Genomic DNA, 19,495 nt, shown 5'->3' with positions numbered 1-19,495 from the left:
CTTGTGACCTGGAACAGACATCGGATCGGAAAACCAACCGAGCGCATCCACCTCACAGCTACGTCGATGCTTTTGCATCCGGTCGCCTTGCGACGAGAACACTGCCGACGCACTGCAGCACCGACTCTCGTCTTTGGTTGTGCAGGTGGACTTGGACGCGAAGGATTCCCGTATCGGGTCTCGACTTCGACTCGCGCTTCTCTAGGACAGTCGACTCATAGTCGAGTTCGTCGCCCGGGCGTACCGCATTCGGCAGCCTCAGCTCTTCCCAGCCCAGTCCGGCAAGTGCACGGAGCGGAGGCTGCCCTTTGTCGGTTAGAAAGATGAAGATCGCGAACGTGTGGGCGGCAGATGCCGACAGTCCTCCAAAGACGGAACGAGTGGCAGCTTCCTCATCGATATGGAAAGGCCGGGGGTCGTACTGCTTGGCGAACTGAATGATTTCAGCCTTGGAGACTAAATAGGGACCAGCCTTGCGGCTATCGCCGACTTCGAAATCTTCAAAATATCCGCTGGTCATCGGGTCAATCCTCCACGCGGTTTAACGAAGGGGACGGCATGAAACGGCTGACTTTCGGCCACTATATCCAGTGCCGATCAATATCACCACGTCCCCTTCTGGCACGAACCGTCAAGTTTGCGCGGTGCAAGGCCACGTCCGCAGTTGGGGGCAAAGCCGATCTGCCGGTTGAACGCCCAGACTCATCACTCTGACCCGCAACGGACATCTATCAAATCGTCCATTTCTGCCTTGACCCCTTCTGGTATTGTCTGTTGACCACAGCCGGTGGAGGCATCGATGGCCAACCTCTATTTCGAAGAACTGCAGATCGGAGGCCGCAGCACGGCTGGGCCCTATCTGGTCTCGAAGGAGGGTATTATCCGATTTGCGAAGGAATATGATCCGATACCCCGTCACGTCGACGAAGAAGTCGCCGCGCGCTCAGCCTTCGGAGGGCTGACTGCATCAGGTTCACATACCTTTGCGATTTACATCCTTTTGACTGGTCAGCTTCAACCGCATTTTCAAGTGCTCATGGGATTGGGTTGGGACGAGGTAAAACTGCCGAACCCGGTGCGCCCGGGTGATGAGCTCGATTTGGAAATGACGGTTCTGGAGATACGCGAATCGAAATCCAGACCTGATCGAGGGATCGTTCGAAACCGAAATATCTTGCGCAACAAAAAGCGCGAAACCGTTCTCGAATGCATCTCCAACATATTCGTTGAGCGGAGACCGAACGCGAGTGTGTAGGACTCGGTTGCACAGGGCGACTTCTGCTGATTGGCCCAACGCGGAAGTCCCGCTATGCCCGCTTTCCCGCCGTTGTCAGGGGCATAGCAGACATCAAGCGGCGTCCTTGCTTGTGAGTACACGCCCTAGCCGCGGCTGCCCGCCCAATAGTCGCTGCCGTTCCAGCGAACGCACGCGTTCGCTGGAACAACGAAGAACTACCGCGCTTCCGGCGGCGGCGAGCGGTCGAGGACGTCGCCGTTGGGATGTTCGAGCAGATCGATGCCGTAGGTCTCGACCACCAGCGGCCCGCGCTTGCGCTGCAATTGTGCGATTCGCGTCACCTTCGCAAAGAGGTCGTGGACGGCGGGACCGCCGTCGCTGCGCAGCTCGTCGACATAGAGCAGCTTGCCCGCAAGCAGCTTTGGATCTGGCTCGGGCATGTTGACCCAGCGGATGCGCTGGTTCTGCTGCACCACGCAGGTGCCGCGCGGCAGATAGAAAGCGAGCCAGCCGGTAGTGCCGTAATCCGGCGCAAGTACGCAGGTCGCACCGTTGCGCGCGCGGACCGCTTCGATCTCCGCGGCGAGCTCGCGCCAGCCGACGCCGACGCTGCGCACGGTCGCATCGCGGCGGTACCCGGACAGCCAGCCGGTGTTGGCCTGCACGATCAGCGCTGCGAACATCACGATGCCGACCGGCGCGGCCCAGCGCAGGCAGAAGTCAGCGAGGCGCCGCTGGCGCGGCTTCCACTGCACGAGATTGGCGGCAGCCGCCGCGGCGACCACGAAGGGCGGATAGACCGGCGCGAACCAGTTGGCCTCGACGCGCGCATGCAGCGAATGCCAGATGAAATAGGCGACGATGGTCCAGAACATCGTCTCGATCAGCACGCGCGAGGCCAGCGCGCCGGCGCGGCGCCAGGTCAGCGCGTGCAGCCCCATCGCGCCGAGGATGAAGACCAGCGGCGTTGCGAACGCGATCTGGGTCGGCACCAGTTCGGCGATGAAGACCGGACGGAAGTCCTCGATCCTTGCCCGCCCGAGCTGCTTTGCGAACGAAACCCATTGATGATCGGCATTCCAGAGGATCACCGGCGCGAACAGCGCGAGCGCAACGAGGCCGCCGAGATATGGCCAGGGCGAGAGAAACCAGCGCCGCAGTTTCGGCACGGCCGCGAGCCAGATCAGGATCGCCGGGCCGAAGAACATCGCAGTGTATTTCGACAGCAGCGCCGCACCGACGGCCGCGCCGACCGCGAGCCACCAGACGCCGCGGCCGGTCTCCAGCACTTTTGCGAGCAAGAACAGCACGAAGCTGGAGGCAACGAGCAGCGGCGCGTCGGGCGTGACGATCAGCGTGCCGACCGAGGCCATCATCGTGACATTGAGCAGGATGGCGCTGGTCGCCGCCACGCGCGCGCCGCCGAACAGGATCGCCGCGGAGCGATAGACCGCATAGCTCATCGGCAGCGCGAGCAGGATCGAGACCAGGCGGACGCCGAACTCGGTGTCGCCGGCGATCATGGTGCCGGCGCGGATGACGTAGGCGACCATCGGCGGGTGGTCGTAATAACCGCCCGCCAGATGCTTCGACCACATCCAGTAATAGGCTTCGTCGAAGGTGATCGGCGTGAACGCGGCCGCGACCAGCCGCAGCACCACGAGAGCAACAATCACCAGCGCGGTGTTGCGGACGATCCGCGCGTCAGCCCCGCCCATCGTGGGTTATTTCTTGCGCCAGACGAACAGTCCGGACATCGCGTAGTTCCACACCACGCCCATCAGCGCACCGGCCATGCCGGCCAGCCACCAGATCGGCTCCTGGTCGTAGACAGAGAAGGCGACGCCGACATTGGCGAGCAGGCCGACGCTGCACACGATGTAGAAGGCAATCAGGCCGCCCAGCAGCGCAAAGCCCTTCAGCCGCTGGTCGCGATAGGTGAGAAAGTTGTTGAGAACGAAATTGCTGGTCATGGCGACGACGGCGCCGGCGGCCTGCGCCTCCGCGAACGGCGCCTTGAACAGCTGAAGCGCGATGAAGAGCGTCGTCAGATGCACCACGAGGCCGATGCTGCCGACCATCGCGAACAGCAGGAAGCGCAGCGAGACGGCATCGTTGGTGAACTTCGCCAGCACCAGACCGAGAAAATCCAGCGCGACCATGGAATCGAGCTTGCTTTCGCCGTGCTGGCGTTCGCCGAACGTATAGGGGATTTCGACGGCGCGCAGGCTGCCATGCGCACTCGCGACCAAGTCGAGCAGGATCTTGAAGCCGTGCACGGAAAGCTTCGGCGCGAGCTGCTCGAAACGATCGCGGCGAACCATGAAGAAGCCGCTCATGGGATCGGCGATCTCGACCCGCAGCATCTTCTTGGCGACCTCGGTCGCCAGCGCGCTGGCGCCGGCGCGCTGCTTGTTGAAGCCTTCGCTCTTGTAGCCCTCGATGTAACGGCTGCCGACGACGAGGTCGGCCTGCCCGCTTGCGAGCAGCGAGAGCATTTTCGGCAGTTGCGTCTCGTCATGCTGGAGGTCGGCGTCGATCACGGCCGCATAGGGCGCACTGGAGGCCAGGATACCCTCGATGCAGGCGCCGGACAGGCCGCGGCGGCCGATGCGACGGACACAGCGCACGCGGCTGTCGCGCTGGGCCAGCGCGCGCACGACGTCCCAGGTGCCGTCCGGCGAATTGTCGTCGACGAAGACGACCTCCCAGGCTGTGCCGGCCAGCGCCGCCTCCAGCCGCCGGTACAGCACCGTGACATTGTCACGCTCATTGAAGGTCGGGACGACGACCGACAGTTCCGCCGACGGGGACGCCGCCTGCGGGGCCTGCGGCGGGTTGTCGGAGCCCGGTCTGATCGCTTCATTCATGACGGCAGCGTATATCCGTCGCGTGCTGCGCTGCCAAGTTCTTGCGCAGCCAGGATCTTGTGCTGACGATTCGGGGGCGGGGAACGGCCCAAAGGGGCCCTAAAATGCCAACGACCCCGGAACGGCGGACCGCGCGTACATCCGGCGCAGGCCATCTATTCCAAGGTCGTCCCAGCGCCGGAGTTTTTTGCTCAACGTCGCCGTTAAAAGTTAGATAGGAACGACAAAGCCGCATCGCAAGGGGCGAAAGACGCCTTTTCAGCCCCTATTGGTTCGGGACTTCCTTGATCACCGGCCCTCGGGGCGCCGGGGCTGCGGGCACCGCAGCGGGCGCCGGCTCGACCTTCGCGGGCTTGGGCGGCTTGCCGTACTGGCCGATCGGCCCGAAGACGACGGCGACCGCAAGCACGATCGCCGCGACGATCGCCCCCAAAATGCCACCCACCGACTCAGACGACATCGAAGCCCATCCCTGTTCCCGTTGCGCCCAGTGATATCACGGATGAGCGCGGAGCCGGAAGGGCCTGCCGAACCGCAACGGTCAACGGGGGCTATTTCTGTGGCGGCCTGTGCTTGACGAAAGCCGTCACGATGTCCTTCTGCGCCGACTCCACCGCCCTGTTCGCAGTCGCGAGATGGGCGTCGGCATCGATGGCCGGATATTGCGTGGTGAGATAATCGAGCAACGCCACCCGGTAATATTGTCGCTCCGAGGGACAGGCGCCCGCGACCGAGCGGCCGAAGTCCTGTTCCGACAGACCCTGATTGCTGTCGCGCGAATATTCCCGCGCCAGGCAATGCCAGTAATCGTCGCGGCCCTGCATGGCGAGCTTCTGCGCGCCCTTGGAATCGTCGTCATCCGCCATGACTGAAGAGGTCATGGCAGCAGATGTCATCATGAAGAGCGCCGCTCCCAGCATCACCATCCGCATCTTGTTCTCCTTTTTCGCGGGTCCCGCCTGCGAGCTTAGACGGGACGTCGCAACTGGCCAATCACAACTGGTTTGATTAGGATCAGGGCCTCCCCTCCTCGTCGATGCGAGATTCCCCGTGGCCAAAGCAAAAACCGCGTCCAAAAAATCCGGCAACATCTTCATCGGCATCGGCGGCTGGACGTTCGAGCCCTGGCGCGGCGTGTTCTATCCGGAGAAGCTGACGCAGGCGAAGGAGCTGTCCTACGCCGCCTCGAAGCTGACCTCGATCGAGATCAACGGCACCTACTATGGCTCGCAGAAGCCGGAGAGCTTTCGCAAATGGGCGAGCGAGGTGCCTGATGGTTTCGTGTTCTCGGTGAAGGGGCCGCGCTTCGCCACCAACCGCCGCGTGCTCGCCGAGGCCGGGGATTCCATCAAGCGGTTCTATGATTCCGGCGTGCTGGAACTCGGCGATCATCTCGGGCCGGCGCTGTGGCAGTTCGCGCCGACGAAAAAGTTCGACGGCGCCGATTTCGGCAAGTTCCTCGAGCTGTTGCCGCGCAAGCTCGACGGCCGCGCGCTGCGCCATGTCGTCGAGGTTCGCCACGACAGTTTTTGCACGCCGGACTTCGTCGCGCTGATCCGCGAATTCGAGACGCCGGTCGTGTTCGCCGAGCACGGCAAATATCCGGCGATCGCCGACGTCGCCGGCGATTTCGTCTATGCCCGACTGCAGAAGGGCGATGACGAGATCAAGACCTGCTATCCGCCGAAGCAGCTGGATGCCTGGGCCCGACGCTTTCAGGACTGGGCCTCGGGCAGTGAACCCGACGATCTTCCGAAGGTTGACAAGACCAAGCCGAAGAAGGAGCCGCGCGACGTGTTCGCGTATGTCATCCACGAGGGCAAGGTGCGGGCGCCGGCCGGCGCCATGGAACTGATCGCACGGGTGAGCTGAGGGTCGCTCATGGCAAAGGCGAAGAAGCTCTTCACCATCGGCTACGAGCAGACGCCGCCCAAGGCGGTGCTGGACGAACTGGAGCAGGCCGGCGTCAAGCTCGTGGTCGACGTGCGCGCGGTGACGTCGTCGCGGCGGCCGGGCTTTTCCAAGAAGCAGCTATCCGCCGGACTCGACGAGCGCGGCATCGCCTATGTCCATCTCGCCGCGCTCGGCACGCCGAAGGAAGGTCGTCTCGCCGCGCGCAGCGGGCAATACGACGTGCTGGAGAAGATCTACGCACGGCACCTGAAGACGCCGCAGGCCAAAGAAGAGATGGACGAACTCTCGGCGCTGGTGAAGCAGGCCGGTCCCGTCTGCCTGCTCTGCTACGAGCGCGACCACACCCACTGCCACCGCCAGATGATCGCGGAGGTCATCGAGGAGCGCGATGGCGTGGCGGTGAGGAATCTTGCTGGGCGGCAGGTCTAGCCTACCCTTCCCCCGCCAGCTTGAACGTCCCCTCCATCATCTGCACGCAGCTGCCGCCGACATGGGCCGAGACGATCTTGCCGTCCTGTTTGCGCACGCGGGTCAGCAGCAGGCTCGGCCGGCCCATGTCGAAGCCCTGGCCGACCGTCAGCTTCAATTCGCCATCGCGCGTGGGATCGAGCTCGGCGAACAGCGCGGCGGCGGCGACCGTGGCGCTGCCGGTGGCGGGATCCTCGATCAAGCCGCTGGCGCCGGGGAAGAACATCCGCGCTTGGCGCTCGCATGGCGCCTCCACCGAAGGCACGTCGCGCGTGTAGAAATAGACCGAGAAGGCGCCGTCCCGCGGCAATACCCTGCCGAAAGCGGTCGCATCGGGCTTTGCGCGTCGCACGGCATCGCGAGAGCGCACTTCCGCCACCACGAAAGGCGTTCCGACGCCGACGACCTGCGGCGCGTGGTGGTCGGTCACGATGTCCTCCGCAGTCAGGGAGATGCAGGCCGCGACCTCGGCGGTGGAAAGCTGCGCAAGCCGCGACAATTGCTGGGGCGCCGTCAGCTCCGTGCTGACCACCCGGCCCTGCACCCTCACGATATCGACCGGCACGAGCCCGGCCTTCTCCTCGAACAGCAGGCGCGGCTTCGGTCCTTTCGCGAGGCTCGCCAGCACGAAGGCAGTACCGACATTGGGATGGCCGGCGAAGGGCAGCTCCCTCACCGGCGTGAAGATGCGCACCTCGGCGTCATTGGCCTTGTCGCGCGGCGGCAGCACGAAGGTGGTCTCGGAATAGTTGAACTCGATCGCGATCGCCTGCATCTGCGCGGTCGAAAGCCCGCCGGCATCGAGCACGACGGCGAGCTGGTTGCCGCCGAAAGCGCGGTCGGTGAACACGTCGACGGTGATGTAGCGGCGCTGCATCGTTCGCTTCCTCTTCACACAAGTCGCGGCCACGAGCGCGCCGCATCGCCGGCACTCTACAGGCCGTCGACATCGCTCGTCATGCCCCAAAATTCGGAGCAATCGGAGCAATCGCGCAAAGCGAAATTCAGAAGCGGAAGAGCGGACGCGGCGACGCCAGCACTTGCGCGCGCTCGCTTTGATCGGCGATCAGCGCGTCGAGAAATTGCCGGTTATTCGCGTAAGCCTGCGACGCCTCGAACTGCGTGTGCGGCCAGTCGCTGCCCCACAACAGGCGATCAGGTCCGTAAGCGTCGCGCAGCAGCGGATAGGCCGCCTTCGCAAGGTCTTCGCCGGCCGCGCCGTTACGATACGGCGCGGAAATCTTGACCCAGACGTTCCGCGTCGCACCGAGCTTCAGCACCGAGCGAAAGCCGGAATCGTCGACGCCGAGCTTCGGATCGGGCAGCGCATAGTGATCGAGCACGACGGAGACGCCGCGATCGAGAAGCTGCGGCGCGAGCACGGCGAGATCGGTGGCATTGCGCTGGATTTCGACCTGCCAGCCCATGGTTTTCACCTCTGCCAGCAGCGCCTTCCATTCGGCAGCGCCTAAATCCGGCAGGGGTTGGCCGACGAGATTGAGACGGATGCCGACCACGCCGGCGCGGTCGAGCGCGCGCAGTTCGTCCGCGGTGATCGTGGGATCGATCACGGCGATGGCGCGCAGGCGGCCCCCCGCCTGTTTCAGACATTCGACCAGGTAGGAATTGTCGGTACCGAGAAAGCTCGGCTGCACCAGCACGCCATGGGTCATGCCGTTGCGGTCGAGCTGCTCCAGATAAAGCGCGAGCGGCGCGTCGTAGTCGGGCGCATAGCGCCGGCCCGGCGCGAGCTTGAGGCCGCGATGGAAGACATGGGCGTGGGTATCGATCGTCGGCAAGGCCGCCTTACTCCTGGCTATGGTCGCGGCCATCGTCACGAGCGATGCGAGGCCCGCGGCAAACCGGCGGCGCGTGAGGTGGCGCTGGCCGAGTGCCATGGCAGATCCTCCCCATTCCGCGTCAGGCGCGCGTCGCGGCGGTCTGTTCAAAGACCTTGCCGCGGGTCTCGGGCAGCAGGACCACCGCGATCAACACCAGCGAATAGGCGAACGCCGCATCGATGCCGATCGCCGGCCCGAGCCCGATACGGTCGCTGAGGAAACCGACCAGAAACGGGAACGCGGCGGAAACGATGCGGCCGAAATTGTAGCAGAAGCCGACGCCGGTGCCGCGCACGCCGGCAGGATAGAGCTCGCTGAACAGCGCGGCCATGCTCGCAGGGATTCCGGCCGAGAAGAAGCCGAGCGGAAATCCGAGCACCAGCATCTCGCCGTTGGTCAGCGGCGCGAAGATATAGACCAGCACGGTGACGATGCAGGCGCTGGCGAACAAGGCGACATTGGCCCTGCGGCCGATCCGATCGCTGACGATTCCGCTGGTGACGCAGCCGCAGAAGAAAGCGACGATGATGACGGCGAGATAGCCGCTGGAGCCCAGCACCGACAGATGCCGCACCTCGCGCAAGTAAGTCGGCAGGAAGGTGGTAAGCGCAGCGTAGCCGCCATGGGCACCGATGCCGAACAATCCGCCGATCAGCGTCGCGCGCAGGACGTCGCGGTGGAAGATACCCGACAGCGTGGCGAAGAACGGCGTTTTGTCGGCTGCGACGGCACGTGGCGGCTCCTTCAAGCCGCGACGGATGAAGATGATGAGGAGCGCGGGCAAGAGTCCCAGCGCGAACAGCAGCCGCCAGCCGATGTCGGCCGGCGCATAAGTGAAGGCCAGCGCCGACAGCAGCACCGCCGCGCCCCAGCCGACCGCCCACGCGCTCTGCACCGAGCCCAGCGCCTTGCCGCGATGCTCGGGGCGGATGATCTCGGCCATCAGCACGGCGCCGCAGGCCCATTCGGCGCCGAAGCCGAGCCCCTGGATCGCCTTCAGGACCAGCAGCTGGGTGTAGGTCATCGCGAACGCGCAGGCGAAGGTCGCGAGCGCAAAGGTCAGAACCGTGATCTGGAGCGCCTTGACGCGGCCGAAGCGGTCGCCGAGTGCGCCGCCGAGCCAGCCGCCGAACGCGCCGAAGAACAGCGTGACCGAGCCGAGCAGGCCCGCATCGGCCTTGCTGATGCCGAACGCCGCGATCAGCGCGGGAATGGCGAGGCCGAACATCTGGACGTCGAGCGCATCCAGCGCCCAGCCGCCAAAGCTTGCCCAGAACGTGCGCCGCTCCAGCGGCGAGCTTTCGCTGTACCAGTTTGACATTGTTTCCCCCTGTACTCGTTTATTTGTTGATGTCGTTGAAAGGCCGCTTCACCTGATCTCGGCGTGGTAGCGGAAGCGGTCGGCCGGCCCGCGCGACCGGCGCCATTCGATCGGCCGTCGCTCGAGGTCGAGCGCGAGGCGCTCGATCACGATCAGCGGCGCATGGGCCTCGAGCCTGAGCAGGCGCGCCTGCATCTCGTTGGCGGTCTCGACCGTCAGAATTTCCTCGGCGGAGACAACGATCTCGCCGCAGCGCTCCTCGTAGAGCGGATACAGGAGGTCGCCGAATTCGGCGGTGTCGATCTGAAGGATCGGCGCGAAGCGCGACTGCTGCAGCCATATCTCTTCGGCGAGCAGCGGCACATCGTCGATCAACCGCAGGCGCGACAGGCTGATCACGGGCTCGCCGACCGGAATGCGCAGCGCGGACGCGACAGCCGAGGTCGCCGGCACGCTCTTGCGCCTGATGATGCGGCTCTTCGGTACGCGCCGCTCGCCGCTTTCGGACTGGAAGCGGAAGAAGCGGAACAGCGAGGAGTTGAAGCGCGCGCGGCGCACGAACGTGCCGCGGCCCTGCTGCCGTTCCAGCACGGTATCCGCGACGAGCTGGTCGATTGCCTTGCGCACGGTACCGATCGCAACGCCGTAATGCGCAGCCAACTCGGCCTCCGACGGGATCGGCTCGCCCGGCCGCCATTCATTGCGGTTGATCCGCGCGGCGAGGTCGTCGCGCAGGCGCTGGTAGCGTGGCAGGCGGTCGTCGCGCGGAGCTGAATTCATATAGTCATATAGATGACTAGATGACAACCGAGTCAAGCGCTACGTAAATACCTCCGGCGGACGCCGGACCGGCGAACTTCACCAGCCCGGCGTCGTCTGCCCCGATCGTTAGTACGCGTACGAGTACGTCGTGCTCGGCAGGCAAGGCGGCTGCTTGTAGGGCGCAGTGGCATACGCGCCCACCGCCGGAGCTCTGACGCAGTCCGCCATCGCCTGGGTCGCGGCACGCCGCGGGGCGATGTCGCGCGCGGCTGCGGCCTCGGTCTGGGTGACGGCGGCGGCGATCAGGGCGGCCGCAATAAAGGGCAATCTAGTCATTGGCTTTCTCCAGGTGACAAAGGGACGCCGAGACGTTTCGGCTTCCACAGTGCAAGACGCCAAAGCTAGCAGGGATATTTCATCACGCGCCTTCAACGGAACGCGACCTGCTTCAACGAACCGCGACTCGCATTTGAACGCGCGCTACCCCAGTTGAAACACCGCGACCTTCTGCTCGTAGCCGCGCACCTCGACCTCGCCCAGCGCGACGGCATCCTTGCCGTCGTCGCCCAGCACCTCGCGCACCGACGCGGAGATCAGGAACTGCGAGCCGAACTCCTTGTTCAGCGCCTCCAGCCGCGAGGCGAAGTTCACGGTGTCGCCAATGACGGTGTATTCCTTGCGCCGGGGCGAGCCGATGTTGCCGGCGACGACCTCGCCGAAATGAATGCCGATGCCGATTCTGAGCGGCCAACTCGTCTTTGCATTGATGCGATCCATCGCGGTCAGCATCTCGCGGCCCGCGGCGACCGCGCGATGCGCGGCATCGGAGGCCTCCAGCGGCGCACCGAACAGCGCGAGGAAGCCGTCGCCCAAAAACTTGTTCACGATGCCGCCCTGGCGGTCGAGGATGTCGACCAGCACCGCGAAGGCGCCGTCGAGCCGGTCGACCACCTCCTGCGGGGTGCGCGACTGTGCGCCGGCGGTGAAGCCGCGAAAATCGACGAACATCACGGCGACGCGGCGCAGGTCGCCGGCCGCGCTGGTGCCCGCCGCCATCAGCCGCTCGACCACCTGAGGTGAAACGTGCTGGCCGAACAAGTTCGTCACCCGGTCGCGCGCGGTGGCCGCGGCAATGCTCGCCGCGAATTGGCGCCGGAGTTGCGCGCCGACCGCGCCCGCGAGCACGCCGCAGACCAGGATGATGGTGCTGCGCACCGCGTGGAAATAGGCCTGCGGCTCGCCGGCGCCGCTGGCGGGATCGTAAATCAGCGCCACGACGAGCAGTTCAGCCGCGGCGATAAAGCCGGTGAAGGTCGAGAGCCGAAAATCGAGTCGCAGGGTCGAGAGAATGATGAAGATGAAGTACATCAGCGGTACGGCGAAGCCGAGCGCCTGGCTCGCGCCGATGGTCCGGATCTGCAGGATCAGGATCACCGTCGGCAGCGACGTCTCAATCAGCGCACCGATATAGCGCCGGGTCACCGGCAGGTCGCGATCGAGCCGGAGGTTCTTCCTTATCTGAGTGTGGACCCAGACCTCGAACAGGATGAAACCGACGAGCAGGCCGTAGACCTCGGCAAGCCCTTCCGTCCCGCGCCAGACCCGGTTCACGACGACTGGATCGATCAGATAGATGGCGGTGAGAGACACGGTCATGACGCAGCCCGTCAGGATCAGCGTCCGCACCCGCAACAGCTCGGTGCGAAGCACTTCCCGCGTCAGCTCGCGCTCGAAATCGCCCGATAGCACGGCATGCTGCCGCGTCTTCCTGCTCGCAAACCTGGCCATCTGCCCCTCGATTCCGGGGGCATCTTGCCTCAATCCAGCGTGCGGCGGAAGCGCGTCACGGCGACGGTCATGGCGAGCAGCATCAGGGTCGCCAGCGCCAGCGTGTCGAACTGCAAATTCTGCATGCCCGCGCCCTTCAGCATGATGGCGCGGACGATGCGCAAGTAATGCGTCAGCGGCAGGCATTCGCCGAGATATTGCGCCCAGGCCGGCATCCCCGCGAACGGGAACATGAAGCCGGACAGCAGGATGCTCGGCAGGAAGAACATCATCGACATCTGCATGGCCTGGAGCTGGTTCTGCACCAGCGTCGAGATCGTGTAGCCGATCGCCAGGTTGGTGGTGATGAACAGGGTCGAGAGCAGCGCCAGCAGGAACAGGTTGCCGAGCACGGGCACGCCGAACAGGCCGACGCCGATGCCGATGATGAGGAACGCCTGCAAGAAGCCGACCAGCACGTAAGGGATGATCTTGCCGAACATCACCTCGACCGGCCTGATCGGCATCGACAGCAGGCTCTCCATGGTACCGCGCTCGATCTCGCGCGTGACCGAGAGCGCGGTGAAGATCAGCATGGTCATGGTCAGGATGGTGCCGACGAGCCCAGGCACGATGTTGAGGCTGGAGACGGCGGCCGGATTGTAGCGGGCATGCGCGCGGATCTCGAAGGGCATCTCCGGGGGATCGCCGATATAGAGATCGTGCTTGAGCGCGGTCTGCACCAGCATGCCGAGCGATCCCATCGCCGCGCTCGCCGCGACCGGATCGGTGGCGTCGGCCGCGACCAGCAGCGCCGGCTTGTCGCCGCGCCGCACCGCCCGTTCGAAGCCGCGCGGAATCTCGACGCCGAACAGCACCTTGCCGGACTTCAGCAAATTGTCGAAATCGTCGACGTCGTGCACCTCGTAGATGAAGCGGAAATAGGCGGTGTTCTCCAGCGCCTTCAGGATCGAGCGGGCGAGATCGGAGTCCTCCTGGAGCAGCACCGCGCTGGGCAGATTGTGCGGCGTGGTGTTGATGGCATAGCCGAACAGGAGGAGCTGCATCACCGGCAGCATCACGATCATCGCGAACGACACGCGGTCGCGCCTGAGCTGGATGAACTCCTTGATCAGCATCGCATAGGAGCGCTTCCAGAAGCCGAAACGCTCCCGGAGCTCGTGCAATGGAGAGGGACGATCGACGGCGCTCATTGGAAATTATCCTTGGAACGGCTCATCAATTCGATGAACACGTCCTCCAGTGACGGCGACGTCTTGTGCCAGTGCAGCCCGCTTTTCTCGCGCCATGGTGCGATGCTGGCTTCGAGCGCGGCGACGTCGCGTCCTGAAACGTGCAAGGAGGTGCCGAACGGCGCGACCATGTCGACGCCCGGCTTGCCGGTGAGCGCGGCGGTGAGACCGTTCAGATCCTCGCCCGTCACGGTGTAGGTCGTCAGCGCGGATTTCGCGATCACCTCCTCGACGGTGCCGTGCACCAGCAGATGGCCATAGGCGATATAGGCGATCTCGTGGCAGCGCTCGGCCTCGTCCATGTAGTGGGTCGAGACCAGCACGGTGAGACCGTCGGCGGCGAGCGCATGGATCTCGTTCCAGAAATCGCGCCGCGCCTTGGGATCGACGCCGGCGGTCGGCTCGTCCAGCAGCAGCAATTTCGGACTGGGCAGCGTGCATGCGCCCAGCGCCAGCCGCTGCTTCCAGCCGCCGGAGAGTTCGCCCGCAAGCTGCTCCTCGCGGCCCGAGAGCCCGAGCCGTTTGATCATGTCGCGCGCGGCGCCGCGCGCATCGGCCAATCCATAGAGTCGCGCGACGAATTCGAGATTCTCGCGGACAGAGAGATCCTGATAGAGGCTGAAGCGCTGGGTCATGTAGCCGACCTGGCGCTTGATCTTCTCGGCATCACGGCGAATATCGTAGCCGAGGCAGGTGCCCTCGCCGCTGTCGGGCGTGAGCAGGCCGCAGAGGATGCGGATGGTCGTGGTCTTGCCCGAACCGTTCGGGCCGAGGAAGCCGTAGATCGAGCCGCGTTTCACCTGCATCGACAGATCGTGCACGACCTCGCGGCCACCGAACGATTTGGTCAGGCCCTTGACGTCGATCGCGATGCCGTTGCCGCCGTTCATCGCTTGTCCGCCACCGGAGTCTTTGGATTGAGATGGACGTCGATCGGCTGTCCCACCCGCAGGGCGTCCGGGCGCGAGGGTCGCGCCTGGATCAGATAGACGAGCTTGCTGCGTTCATCGAGGCTGTAGATGACAGGCGGGGTGTATTCGGCCGAGGTCGCGATGAAATAGATCTTTGCGGTGAGATCGGCGGCGCAATTGTCGCAAACGACCCGCACCGTGTCGCCGATCGCAAGCTTCGGAAGCTCGGTCTCGGGCACGAAGAAGCGCAGCTTCATGTTGCCGGGCGGCATGATCGAGAGCACCGGCCGCTGCGCCGCCACCATCTCGCCCTCGCGGAAATAGATCTGCTGGATGGTACCGGCGACGGGCGCAAAACCCTTGCGCCGCGCCATCCGCGTCTCCGAGGTCGCCACCCGTGCCTCGGCAACGCGCAAGGCCGACACCGCGGAATCGAGATTGGCCTGGGTGCCCGAGCCGGTCTTGCTCAGCGAGGCCGCGCGGTCATAGGTCTGCTGCGCATTCGCCAGCGTCGCCTTGTTCTGGTTGAGGTCGGCGAGTTGAAGATCGTCGTCGACGGAATAAAGGTTATCGCCGACCTTGACCTCGTCTCCTTCGCGGACGCCGAGCTTCGTCACCCGGCCCGCTTCGTCCGGGCTGACATAGATCATGTCGGCCTCGACCCAGCCCTGGAAACCGGCATCGCGCTTCTCCTTGCAGCCGGCAAGGCCGGTTGCGAGCACCAGAACCACGATCGAACAGAGGCGCGGCAGATACTGCTGTCGAACCCTCACCCTGAGGAGCCGCAAAGCGGCGTCTCGAAGGGCGAGGAGCCGCAGCCGGGCCTGCAATCTTCGAGACGCGCGTTCCGCGCTCCTCAGGATGAGGTGAGAGATGTTCTGCGACGGCGTCATGTCGTGCTCCGTTCGCCAAAGATCAAATCGAGATGGACACGCAGCATGTCCTGCGCGTCGAGCGGCGCGTGCCGCTCGAACAGGCTCTGCCAGATCACCGCGATCATCGCGGGCGCGACCAGGATCTGCGGATAGCGCGCGAGGTCCTTCTCGCGGATCTCGCCGCGGGCAATGCCGAGCTCGATCAGTGCGCGCATGCCGGCGATCCCGCGCGAGACGACCTCGCGGTAGTAGAAGTCGGCCACGGACGGAAAGCGCGGCCCCTCCGCCACGATCAGGCGCACGAGATCGCCGCGCCTTGTGCCGATCACCTCTTTCAGGAAGCTGCCGGCAAACGCCTCGACGAGATCGCGCACCGAGCCCGCCGGCAGCGGCAGTGCATTCAGCTTCTCCACCACCGGCACGATCACCGTGCGCACCAGTTCCTCGAACATCGATTCCTTGTCCTTGAAGTGCAGGTAGATGGTGCCCTTGGCGACACCGGCGCGCTTGGCGATGTCGTCGAGCCGCGTCGCGGCAAAGCCGCGCGCGATGAATTCCTCCATCGCGGCGTCCACGATCGCCGTGCGCCGCTCCGCTGCGCGAATGGCGCGGTTCGAGGCGGGGGCGGCAGCCTCCCGGTCAGCGTCGGGCGAACGGTCCCTTGCAGGGGGCGTGACGGGCTTCTTTGTCATTTCTCATATCTGACTGACTAGTCAGTCATTGTCAATTGCAGAATCGGATATCCGAAGACTGAGACGAATTAGCATTGACTAATGCATTAGCCTTCGCTAATTTGTTGACATGATCGAAGCAGCCCCGAATGCCGTCACCACCGTGATGCGCGCCCTCGCCGATCCCACCCGCCGCGCGGTGTTCGAGCGCGTGTTCGAGAGCAAGGAGATCAGCGTTGCCGAACTGACGCGCGGCAGCGGCGTGACCCAGGGCGCGATCTCGCAGCACCTGAAGTCCCTCAGGCAGGCCGGCCTCGTCGCCGAGCGCGCCGAGGGCCGCAATGTCTATTACCGCGCCGCGCCGCAAGGACTTGAGCCTCTGGTCACCTGGATGGACCATTACGGGGTGTTCTGGCGCGAGCGTTTCCAGAATCTGCGTGACCTCTTGAAGGAGATCGATCCGTGAGTGCAGCCGAATTGAAAGCCGAGACCCAGGAAAACTTTCGCGACATCGTCATCGACGAGGTCTTCCCTCACGCAACGGAAACGATCTGGAAAGCGCTGACCAGCGCCCAGCTCGTTGCGCGCTGGCTGATGCCGCCGTCCGGTTTCGAGGCCGTCGAAGGCAACACTTTCACGTTCAAGACCAATCCGGCCGGCGCATGGGACGGCACGATCCATTGCCGCGTTCTGGAGGTCGTACCGAACCGGCGCCTCGCCTACGCCTGGAAGGGCGGCGACGCGGGCAATACCGGCTACGGCTCGGCACTCGACACCGTCGTCACCTGGTCCCTCACGCCGGTCGAAGCAGGGACGCGCGTGAGTGTTGTGCATTCGGGCTTCGTAACGCCGAAGAACGACACCGCTTATCAAAACATGAGCGACGGTTGGGTCAAGGTGATGCAGCGGCTCGATGCCGTCACCGGCGAAGGCAAGTGAGGAGGCGTCACGATGGACAAGCCCTATACCGGCGGCTGCGCCTGCGGCACGATCCGCTATTCGATTGCCAGTGAGCCGCTGTTCAGCAATCACTGCCAGTGCCGGGACTGCCAGCGGGAAAGCGGCAGCGGCCACGGCTCGTACATGACCTTCGCGCGCGCCGGTGTCACGGTGACGGGTGAGGCCAGGCACTGGGACATGGTCGGCGACAGCGGCAACGTGAAGACGCGCGGCTTCTGCATTCAATGCGGCCTGCCGGTCTATATGACCTTCGCCGCAATGCCAGACATCTTCACGATCCGCGCCGCAAGCCTCGACGAGCCCGCCCGCTACAAGCCGCAAGTCGTCACTTACGCCGCGCGCGGACATGATTGGGATCGTCTCGATCCCGACCTGCCGAAATTCGCCGGCATGCCGCCTGGGTGAGTTGACGTTTTCTTGACGCGAACCGGTATCCACTTCGCTCGAAAACGCTTTAGCCAAAATCCAGCACCATGCGGCCGTCGATCTTGCCGGCCTTCATCCGGTCGAATACGTCGTTGATTTGCGCAAGTGGCACCTTCGTCACCTCGGCCTTGACCTTGCCGTCGGCGGCGAACGCGATGGCCTCGTCGAGATCCCGCCTCGTGCCGACGATCGAGCCGCGCACGGTGATCCGCTTGAGCACGACGTCGAAGATCGGCGTCGGGAATTCGCCCGGCGGCAGGCCGACGAGACTGACGGTGCCCTTCCGCCGGACCATCTTCAGCGCCTGGGCGAAGGCGGCGGTCGATACCGCGGTCACCAGCACGCCATGGGCCCCGCCCCCGGTTGCCGCCAGCACCTTGTCCACCGCATCGCCAGCAAGCGCGTTCACCGCAAGATCGGCGCCCGACTCGCGCGCGAGCACAAGCTTGTCCTCGGCGATATCGACGGCGGCGACCTTGAGTCCCATCGCCTTGGCATACTGGACAGCAACATGGCCGAGCCCGCCGACGCCTGAGATGACGACCCACTCGCCGGGCCTTGCCTCGGTCTCCTTCAATCCCTTGTAGGTGGTGACGCCCGCGCACAGGATCGGCGCAATGGCGGCAAAATCGACCGTCGCCGGCAGCTTTGCAGCGAAGGCGGCGGAGGCGATGACATATTCGGCAAAGCCGCCGTTCACGCTGTAGCCGGTGTTGTGCTGGTGCTCGCACAGCGTTTCCCAACCGGTCTCGCAATATTCGCAGGACATGCAGGCGTCGTGCAGCCACGCGACGCCGACGGCATCGCCGACCTTCAGGTTTTTCACGCCGGGCCCCAGGGCCGCGACGATGCCGGCGACCTCGTGACCGGGGATGAAGGGCGGCACCGGCTTCACCGGCCAGTCGCCGGAGGCGGCGTGCAGATCGGTGTGGCAGACGCCGCACGCTTTCACCTTGACCAGGACTTCGCCGGGACCGGGCTGCGGCACCGGCACGTCCTCGATCGCCAGCGGCTTGCCGAACTGTCTGACGATGGCGGCTTTCATGGTCGGCATTGGTCTGCTCCGTTGCATTGCGGATGCAGACTAGCGAGGCCCGCGCAGCGCTCCCTTGATGGGAGTCAAACAGCACAAAGTTTGCGCAGGCAGGCTCAACAATGACAACGCGCTGACGGCACAGCGCCAAGCGCCGTCAGCTATGGAACTTCAGCCCGTCGACGATCTTGTCGATCACCTTGCGCTCGGCGCGCATGGCGATGCCGACGAGATTGAGGTCAGTGCGTGCCACCGCTTTCACCGCCTCGCGATTGGCGGCGTCGTGCGTGGTCCTGAACATGTCCTCGGTGTAGACCGCAGGCGTCACGTTGCGCGTGAGCGCGCGATCGAGCGCGCGCGTCAATGCGGGACCGTCGGCGCCGTAGATCAGGATCGGCTGGCCGATCAGCGCCTGATATTTGGTCCCCGTGGCGTCCTCATAGGGCTCGCCGATGCATTCCCGAAAGGCCGCGGCGATGCCGCTGGTGAGGAAGGCCGCGACGTTGAGCTTCTGCCAGGCCTGAAGATCGGTGCGGATCACGACGGCGATCTTGGTGTCGAACTGCATGCAACTCCCCAAATGTCATTCCGGACTCGATGCTACGCATCGCCGAAATGACAGCAAGAGGAATCAACCCTTGGCGTCGCAGGCCCAGGCGCGGATCACGCATTCCTTGCCGCCGTATTTGTAGCATTCGCGGGTGGCGGCGTTGAGAGAGGCCGAGATCTTCGGCTTGACGGCATAGCCATAGGCGCCGCAAGGATTTGACAGATCGACCGACATCGCGGCGCAGGCGCGCTTCATCGTCACGGTCGTGCAGTCGCCCTTGCACTGCTTCTGCGCCGCGGCGCGCGCCTCGTGTTCGGCGACGTAGTCAAACGCCTGGCCATAGGCGCCACACTTGCCGACCGCAATCGCACCGGCGGCATGCGCATCCGTGATGTGGCGGGCACCCGTCACACAAACCGACAGCGCAAAGAAAAACATCGCGCAACGGCGCGCGACGATGGTCGAAGCCATGGAAAAACCCCTCCCCCCAAGGCAGGTGGGAGCGACTCTAAGCGGCGGTCGTTTCCAGATGGTGAACGGGGAGTTGAAATCGTTGGAAAGTGCTTCGTAGGGTAGGCAAAGCGAAGCGTACCCACCGATCGCGGATCATCATGTGGAGAAATGGTGGGCACGGCG

The 19,495-nt window shown here is 64.5% G+C and carries 24 protein-coding genes; 6 read left to right on the top strand and 18 right to left on the bottom strand.

Features of this window, described 5'->3' with window-relative positions; genetic code table 11:
- Positions 1–58: 58 nt before the first annotated feature.
- Positions 59–520: a MaoC/PaaZ C-terminal domain-containing protein gene (locus tag NR187_RS27020; protein WP_211385169.1), complete on the bottom strand. Its 462-nt coding sequence runs from the start codon at positions 518–520 to the stop codon at positions 59–61.
- A 279-nt stretch (positions 521–799) separates the two neighbouring features.
- Between NR187_RS27020 and NR187_RS27015 the strand changes: the two genes are divergently transcribed.
- Complete coding sequence (locus tag NR187_RS27015) at positions 800–1,255, top strand: MaoC/PaaZ C-terminal domain-containing protein (RefSeq protein WP_211385170.1); 456 nt, start codon at positions 800–802, stop codon at positions 1,253–1,255.
- Between the two features lie 197 nt (positions 1,256–1,452).
- Here NR187_RS27015 and NR187_RS27010 read toward each other — a convergent pair whose 3' ends face one another.
- The 4 genes from NR187_RS27010 to NR187_RS26995 all read right to left on the bottom strand — a co-directional run bounded on the left by NR187_RS27010 (position 1,453) and on the right by NR187_RS26995 (position 5,039).
- Positions 1,453–2,955: a glycosyltransferase family 39 protein gene (locus NR187_RS27010; protein ID WP_211385171.1), complete on the bottom strand. Its 1,503-nt coding sequence runs from the start codon at positions 2,953–2,955 to the stop codon at positions 1,453–1,455.
- Positions 2,956–2,961: 6 nt separating this feature from the next.
- Positions 2,962–4,107 (bottom strand): glycosyltransferase family 2 protein, encoded by a 1,146-nt coding sequence (locus NR187_RS27005; protein ID WP_211385172.1) that lies wholly within the window; start codon positions 4,105–4,107, stop codon positions 2,962–2,964.
- Between the two features lie 265 nt (positions 4,108–4,372).
- Complete coding sequence (locus tag NR187_RS27000) at positions 4,373–4,567, bottom strand: hypothetical protein (protein WP_211385173.1); 195 nt, start codon at positions 4,565–4,567, stop codon at positions 4,373–4,375.
- Positions 4,568–4,658: 91 nt separating this feature from the next.
- Positions 4,659–5,039, bottom strand: a complete 381-nt coding sequence (locus tag NR187_RS26995) for a hypothetical protein (protein ID WP_211385174.1) — start codon at positions 5,037–5,039, stop codon at positions 4,659–4,661.
- Between the two features lie 118 nt (positions 5,040–5,157).
- On the opposite strand from NR187_RS26995, the gene NR187_RS26990 reads away from it, so the two are divergent.
- The gene (locus tag NR187_RS26990) at positions 5,158–5,979 is read left to right on the top strand and encodes a DUF72 domain-containing protein (RefSeq protein WP_211385175.1); all 822 of its coding nucleotides are present in this window, start codon (positions 5,158–5,160) and stop codon (positions 5,977–5,979) included.
- 9 nt (positions 5,980–5,988) lie between these two features.
- Positions 5,989–6,450 (top strand): DUF488 family protein, encoded by a 462-nt coding sequence (locus NR187_RS26985; RefSeq protein ID WP_211385176.1) that lies wholly within the window; start codon positions 5,989–5,991, stop codon positions 6,448–6,450.
- Position 6,451: 1 nt separating this feature from the next.
- On the opposite strand, the gene NR187_RS26980 is transcribed toward NR187_RS26985, so the two are convergent.
- From NR187_RS26980 to NR187_RS26935, 10 genes are all read right to left on the bottom strand, one after another.
- Positions 6,452–7,366 carry a PhzF family phenazine biosynthesis protein gene (locus NR187_RS26980; RefSeq protein ID WP_256808253.1) on the bottom strand — a complete coding sequence of 305 codons (915 nt, stop codon included), beginning with the start codon at positions 7,364–7,366 and terminating at the stop codon, positions 6,452–6,454.
- Between the two features lie 127 nt (positions 7,367–7,493).
- Positions 7,494–8,387: an amidohydrolase gene (locus tag NR187_RS26975; protein WP_256808252.1), complete on the bottom strand. Its 894-nt coding sequence runs from the start codon at positions 8,385–8,387 to the stop codon at positions 7,494–7,496.
- A 22-nt stretch (positions 8,388–8,409) separates the two neighbouring features.
- Positions 8,410–9,651 (bottom strand): MFS transporter, encoded by a 1,242-nt coding sequence (locus tag NR187_RS26970; protein WP_211385179.1) that lies wholly within the window; start codon positions 9,649–9,651, stop codon positions 8,410–8,412.
- A 48-nt stretch (positions 9,652–9,699) separates the two neighbouring features.
- A complete protein-coding gene (locus tag NR187_RS26965) occupies positions 9,700–10,431 on the bottom strand; it encodes a GntR family transcriptional regulator (RefSeq protein WP_211385180.1) in 732 nt (243 codons plus the stop codon).
- A 108-nt stretch (positions 10,432–10,539) separates the two neighbouring features.
- Positions 10,540–10,749: a hypothetical protein gene (locus NR187_RS26960; RefSeq protein ID WP_211385181.1), complete on the bottom strand. Its 210-nt coding sequence runs from the start codon at positions 10,747–10,749 to the stop codon at positions 10,540–10,542.
- Positions 10,750–10,893: 144 nt separating this feature from the next.
- The gene (locus tag NR187_RS26955) at positions 10,894–12,201 is read right to left on the bottom strand and encodes an adenylate/guanylate cyclase domain-containing protein (RefSeq protein ID WP_211385182.1); all 1,308 of its coding nucleotides are present in this window, start codon (positions 12,199–12,201) and stop codon (positions 10,894–10,896) included.
- Positions 12,202–12,230: 29 nt separating this feature from the next.
- On the bottom strand, positions 12,231–13,394 hold the full coding sequence (locus NR187_RS26950) for an ABC transporter permease (protein WP_256808250.1): 1,164 nt from the start codon (positions 13,392–13,394) through the stop codon (positions 12,231–12,233).
- Positions 13,391–14,323 carry an ABC transporter ATP-binding protein gene (locus NR187_RS26945; protein WP_211385184.1) on the bottom strand — a complete coding sequence of 311 codons (933 nt, stop codon included), beginning with the start codon at positions 14,321–14,323 and terminating at the stop codon, positions 13,391–13,393. Before NR187_RS26945 ends, NR187_RS26950 begins: the two co-directional genes overlap by 4 nt.
- Entirely contained in the window at positions 14,320–15,237 is a 918-nt protein-coding gene (locus NR187_RS26940) for an HlyD family secretion protein (RefSeq protein ID WP_256808249.1), read from the bottom strand. The genes NR187_RS26945 and NR187_RS26940 overlap by 4 nt, the downstream gene beginning before the upstream one ends.
- Positions 15,234–15,911, bottom strand: coding sequence for a TetR/AcrR family transcriptional regulator (locus NR187_RS26935; RefSeq protein WP_256808247.1), 678 nt, complete (start codon positions 15,909–15,911; stop codon positions 15,234–15,236). The genes NR187_RS26940 and NR187_RS26935 overlap by 4 nt, the downstream gene beginning before the upstream one ends.
- A 109-nt stretch (positions 15,912–16,020) precedes the next feature.
- Here NR187_RS26935 and NR187_RS26930 point away from each other — a divergent pair, with 109 nt between their 5' ends.
- From NR187_RS26930 to NR187_RS26920, 3 genes are read left to right on the top strand one after another with little or no spacing between them, the layout of a single operon-like run.
- The gene (locus NR187_RS26930) at positions 16,021–16,356 is read left to right on the top strand and encodes a helix-turn-helix transcriptional regulator (RefSeq protein ID WP_211385185.1); all 336 of its coding nucleotides are present in this window, start codon (positions 16,021–16,023) and stop codon (positions 16,354–16,356) included.
- Positions 16,353–16,829 (top strand): SRPBCC domain-containing protein, encoded by a 477-nt coding sequence (locus tag NR187_RS26925; RefSeq protein ID WP_211385186.1) that lies wholly within the window; start codon positions 16,353–16,355, stop codon positions 16,827–16,829. The genes NR187_RS26930 and NR187_RS26925 overlap by 4 nt, the downstream gene beginning before the upstream one ends.
- A 12-nt stretch (positions 16,830–16,841) precedes the next feature.
- A complete protein-coding gene (locus NR187_RS26920) occupies positions 16,842–17,255 on the top strand; it encodes a GFA family protein (protein ID WP_256808246.1) in 414 nt (137 codons plus the stop codon).
- Positions 17,256–17,304: 49 nt separating this feature from the next.
- On the opposite strand, the gene adhP is transcribed toward NR187_RS26920, so the two are convergent.
- The 3 genes from adhP to NR187_RS26905 all read right to left on the bottom strand — a co-directional run bounded on the left by adhP (position 17,305) and on the right by NR187_RS26905 (position 19,330).
- On the bottom strand, positions 17,305–18,330 hold the full coding sequence (adhP, locus tag NR187_RS26915) for an alcohol dehydrogenase AdhP (RefSeq protein ID WP_211385188.1): 1,026 nt from the start codon (positions 18,328–18,330) through the stop codon (positions 17,305–17,307).
- A gap of 136 nt (positions 18,331–18,466) precedes the next feature.
- A complete protein-coding gene (locus NR187_RS26910) occupies positions 18,467–18,877 on the bottom strand; it encodes a DUF2000 family protein (protein WP_211385189.1) in 411 nt (136 codons plus the stop codon).
- 63 nt (positions 18,878–18,940) lie between these two features.
- On the bottom strand, positions 18,941–19,330 hold the full coding sequence (locus NR187_RS26905) for a DUF4189 domain-containing protein (RefSeq protein ID WP_211385190.1): 390 nt from the start codon (positions 19,328–19,330) through the stop codon (positions 18,941–18,943).
- Positions 19,331–19,495: the final 165 nt, after the last annotated feature.

Source organism: Bradyrhizobium sp. Bra64, assembly GCF_024519875.1.
Lineage (GTDB): Bacteria > Pseudomonadota > Alphaproteobacteria > Rhizobiales > Xanthobacteraceae > Bradyrhizobium > Bradyrhizobium japonicum_G.
This window is presented reverse-complemented; position numbering and strand designations above follow the sequence as displayed.